Genomic DNA, 4,042 nt, shown 5'->3' with positions numbered 1-4,042 from the left:
TCAATCCAGACCTAAAGGGTAAATGGCTTCCTGCAGGTACAAAGGTGAGAGTGCCAAAGGGTAGCTTGCAAGCAAAAGCAGAAGGGAGAGAAAGCTCAGGAGAAAAGTATGAGCTATACACAGTGAGAAGGGGTGGAAGGCTTGAGCATGTGGCACAAGCAACAGGCGTTCCTCTTAGAGATTTGGAAAGGCTCAATCCAGACCTAAAGGGTAAATGGCTTCCTGCAGGTACAAAGGTGAGAGTGCCTGTAAGAGAAAGGCAATTGGCGGAGGCAAGAAGGAGGCAAGAAAATTATGATATATATATAGTTAGGAGAGGTGGTAGACTTAGTGATGTTTCTAAAGCGACAGGGGTTCCCCTTAGGGAATTAGAAAGATTAAACCCAGAGCTAAAGGGTAAATTTTTAAGGGCTGGGACAGAGGTAAAGATTCCTAAGAGAGAAACCCTAACCACGGAAAGACCAGCACAAGACATAAGACAGCAGGTCAGCAGAAGGGAAGAGAGGGCTGTATTGGCAGAGCCAGAGAGGAGAACACCTATCATCTTGGCACCAAGGGCTCTAAGTATACCAATGCCCGTTGAAGGTAAAGTTATTAGAGTGCCAAAAGGCATAGAGATTTCCGCACCATGCTCATCGCCTGTAAGGGCTGTTGAAGGAGGCAGGGTAATTTATAGCGGAGGTGACTTACAGGCTTACGGAAATATGGTCATAGTTGAGCATGAAAATTTTATATCCCTATATGCTTATAACGAGACAAATCTCGTCAGGAGAGGAGATAGAGTAAGTAAGGGACAGGTTATAGCTAAGGTGGGTAGGAAAAACAACTCTGGAGAGTGTATGTTAAGGTTTGAGCTGAGAAACAAAGAAGGTATTCCACTTGACCCAACAGAATACATTAGAGACTTTCAGTAAAGAGTCTATCACCTATATCTCCAACTCCTGGCACTATGTAGCCCGTTGAGTTTAAGCCTTCATCTATATTAATAATAAAAAGGTCCACATCTGGGTGTTCTGAAACTATTCTCTCAACTCCCTCGGGTGAGGCAACAAGGTTTAGAGATATGAGTCTCTTAGGATTCAGAGGTTTTAATTCACTTAAGGCAAGGCTGAGAGTACCTCCTGTTGCTAACATGGGGTCAAGCAAGACTACACACTTTCCTTCCAATGATGGCAGTCTTTTGTAAAAAAGCTCTGCTTCTAAGCTTTGTTCCTTTCTTTTTATAGCTAAAAATCCTGCCTTTGCGCCTGGCAGTGCTCTTAGAGCACCATTTAACATTGGAAGGCCTGCTCTGAGTATACAAACGAACACAAAATTCTCTTCTTCCACAAGCTCAAAATTCCCGACGCTTATAGGCGTTTCAATTCTCTCTACTTTCGTAGGAACGTTTTCAAGTATTAAAGGCATACTCATAAGAGCTATTTCCTCAATAAGAAGCCTTAACTTGTCTGGTGGAGTATGTTTTTGCCTCACAATATTTAGCTTGTGCTTTAGTAATGGATTGTTAAGAACTTTCAGTGCCATAGTTAAACTCTCCCAATCTTATTATGGTCCCTTGCATACCCTTGACAACCTTCTTTATAGTTCTCACCTCGTATATTTGGCTATCATTTTTTATCACACCACCCTTTTCTAAGATGTCCCACAGACTTTTTAGCATGTTGTCTATGTCCCTTCTCCTATGGTTAGGAAGAATGAGCTCCACATGAACGGATAGTTTACCCTCTAAGGGTTCTCCTTTGTATTGCTCTCTTATCTCCCAAAGGGCTCTCACCTCCCAGTTTTTTACCCTTGGAGGTTTAAATACTCTACCACCTCTTTTTCTTATATATCTATTGCTCTTAGGCACTGGAAGCATGGAAAGTCTCAGTTCTATCATTTTCTCATAAGAACTATGCATATAAGAAGCGTAAGGAAAAGGCTTAGTAAATTCATACCCATGGATATACCATGCCACTTCATAAAGGCTTGATAGTCTACCATCTTTAGATTATGAGCGATGGGAAGCACATAAAAGATATGGAGTGCATGAATTAAGGCATTTGCAAGAGCTAACCCAAAAATTAGCTTACTGTATTTAAAGCTAAGTATTATGGTAATAAGAGAAGCCACAAGCCCAAGGCTAAAGTAAACGGGGAAAACCTTCTCCACTACCGCACCCGCTTGTTCTTTTTGAAGCACTTTAAAAAGAGTGGGAGCAATAAAGAAGCTAAAGAAAGCACCAAGCCCAAGGTATAGGGAGTTTATAAAGAGCAAGAACTTAAGCATCCCTTACCACAGGAAGTTTATATTTTTTAAGAGTTTGTATGAGCTTTTCTTCGTTTTCTGGCTTCATGGGACAAAGGGGAAGTCTGAATTCCTTTTCACACATTCCAAGAGCCCAGCAGGCGGTCTTTACTGGAATGGGATTCGTCTCTATAAAGAGCACTTTAAAGAGGTCAAAAAGGTAATAGTGCAGTTCCCTTGCCTTTTGAAAATCACCCTTTAGAGCATAGTCCACGAGAGCTTTCACTTCTCTCGGCATTATATTGTTAGCAACAGATATTACACCCTTCGCACCCAAAGCCATCATGGGTAAAGTAAGGGAATCGTCTCCAGATAGTATGGTAAAGTTTTCTCCTAAGAGCCTTTTTAGTTCAGAAATCCTATCCATGCTTGGTGTAGACTCCTTTGAGCCTATTATGTTGGGACAGTCCTTTACAAGCCTGTATATTGTCTCTGGAGCTATTTCCACTCCAGTCCTTGAAGGTATATTGTAGAGAATTATTGGAATGTCCACTTCATCCGCTACAGTTTTGAAGTGTTGGTATAGTCCCTCTTGGGTAGGTTTGTTGTAGTAGGGGACCACAAGAAGACAGGCATCCGCACCCACACTTTTTGCATGAGATGTGAGCTCTATGGCTTCATGAGTGGCATTTGCACCCGTGCCTGCAATTACCTTAATCCTTCCGTTAGCATACTTGACCGCATGCTCCACCACCCTCTCATGCTCTTCAAAGGTAAGAGTGGGAGACTCTCCAGTTGTTCCGCACACCAAAATGGCATCTGTGTGGTTGTTTATGTGAAAGTCTATGAGGTTTTCAAGGGCTTGGAAGTCTACCTCACCTTCCTTAAAGGGTGTTATAAGAGCAACAATTGAACCTTGAAACATAGAAAAGATTATAACATATGACTTTTTACAAGAATGGCGGAGCCGACGGGATTTGAACCCGCGCCCTTCGGCTTGACAGGCCGACGTTCTGACCGGGCTGAACTACGGCTCCTTTAGAGAGATATATTATATCACCTTTTGAGTAAAAGTGAAGAGATTTTTTCTATCTCTTTGGCAAGCTCAAAGTCCCTGTCTGTTATACCGTTGGCTTCGTGGGTGGTTAGCTTGACTCTTAGCTTCTTAAAACTCACCTCTGCGTCTGGATGATGCCAGTGGGCTTCCGCAAGGCTTGCAATAGCGTTGAAGAGAAAGACCGTTTCCTTCCAGTTCTTGGTTTCAAAGTCCCTTATTATGTATCCCTTTTCATAACGCCAGAGGGGAAGCTCTTTGAGTTTTTCTTCAATCTCTTGTTGTGAGTAAACTTTTAGTTTTCCTTCGCCTGACATTTGGGGCAGATTCCGTATATATGAAGGGAATAGTTGTGAACCCTGTAGCCTTCCATGTATGCGGGTGGTGTCCAATCTATGCAAAACTCCACATCTCTTATGGCTCCACACTGGGTGCATATAAGGTGATGATGGTCGCTTACATTGGCGTCATATCTCACAGAGCCACCCCAATAGGCTACCTTTTTCACGAACCCGAGCTCCTCCAAGGTTTCCACTGTCCTGTATACGGTAGCAAGAGACACAAAGGGGTACTTCTTCTTTACCTCGTTATATATCTCCTCAACTGTGGGGTGGTCATCCCTGCTTAGTAATACTTCATAAACTGCCACCCTTTGGGGCGTAATCTTTAGCCCCATACTCTTACACGCCTCTATAAACTCTTGAAGCTTGTCTTCCTTAAGCATGGATATATAATATAAACCATATGGTAATAATTTTCAAT

General features: G+C 42.5%; 7 protein-coding genes and 1 tRNA gene. 1 reads left to right on the top strand and 7 read right to left on the bottom strand.

The genetic code is table 11. The features are described 5' to 3' along the window. Window positions 1-914, top strand: a 914-nt coding sequence (locus WKI49_02775; GenBank protein ID MEJ7621427.1) for a peptidoglycan DD-metalloendopeptidase family protein, incomplete at its 5' end; no start/stop codon positions are given. Here WKI49_02775 and upp read toward each other — a convergent pair. The 7 genes from upp to WKI49_02740 form a co-directional block, all read right to left on the bottom strand. Continuing rightward, the gene (gene upp, locus WKI49_02770; GenBank protein ID MEJ7621426.1) at window positions 898-1,524 is read right to left on the bottom strand and encodes a uracil phosphoribosyltransferase; all 627 of its coding nucleotides are present in this window, start codon (window positions 1,522-1,524) and stop codon (window positions 898-900) included. The genes WKI49_02775 and upp overlap by 17 nt on opposite strands. Beyond that, window positions 1,505-1,879, bottom strand: a complete 375-nt coding sequence (locus WKI49_02765; GenBank protein MEJ7621425.1) for a RusA family crossover junction endodeoxyribonuclease — start codon at window positions 1,877-1,879, stop codon at window positions 1,505-1,507. The genes upp and WKI49_02765 overlap by 20 nt, the downstream gene beginning before the upstream one ends. Then, window positions 1,876-2,268 (bottom strand): DUF4149 domain-containing protein, encoded by a 393-nt coding sequence (locus WKI49_02760; GenBank protein MEJ7621424.1) that lies wholly within the window; start codon window positions 2,266-2,268, stop codon window positions 1,876-1,878. The genes WKI49_02765 and WKI49_02760 overlap by 4 nt, the downstream gene beginning before the upstream one ends. After that, window positions 2,261-3,151: a 4-hydroxy-tetrahydrodipicolinate synthase gene (gene dapA, locus WKI49_02755; GenBank protein ID MEJ7621423.1), complete on the bottom strand. Its 891-nt coding sequence runs from the start codon at window positions 3,149-3,151 to the stop codon at window positions 2,261-2,263. The genes WKI49_02760 and dapA overlap by 8 nt, the downstream gene beginning before the upstream one ends. A 34-nt stretch (window positions 3,152-3,185) precedes the next feature. After that, a tRNA-Asp gene (locus WKI49_02750) sits at window positions 3,186-3,263 on the bottom strand. Between the two features lie 19 nt (window positions 3,264-3,282). Next, the gene (locus WKI49_02745) at window positions 3,283-3,597 is read right to left on the bottom strand and encodes a 4a-hydroxytetrahydrobiopterin dehydratase (GenBank protein MEJ7621422.1); all 315 of its coding nucleotides are present in this window, start codon (window positions 3,595-3,597) and stop codon (window positions 3,283-3,285) included. After that, on the bottom strand, window positions 3,576-4,004 hold the full coding sequence (locus WKI49_02740; protein ID MEJ7621421.1) for a Fur family transcriptional regulator: 429 nt from the start codon (window positions 4,002-4,004) through the stop codon (window positions 3,576-3,578). Before WKI49_02740 ends, WKI49_02745 begins: the two co-directional genes overlap by 22 nt. Between the last annotated feature and the right edge of the window lie 38 nt (window positions 4,005-4,042).

This window comes from Aquificaceae bacterium, from assembly GCA_037722135.1.
Taxonomy (GTDB): domain Bacteria; phylum Aquificota; class Aquificia; order Aquificales; family Aquificaceae; genus Pampinifervens; species Pampinifervens sericum.
The sequence above is the reverse complement of the archived record's forward strand: the minus strand, read 5'-3'. Positions and strand labels throughout refer to the sequence as shown.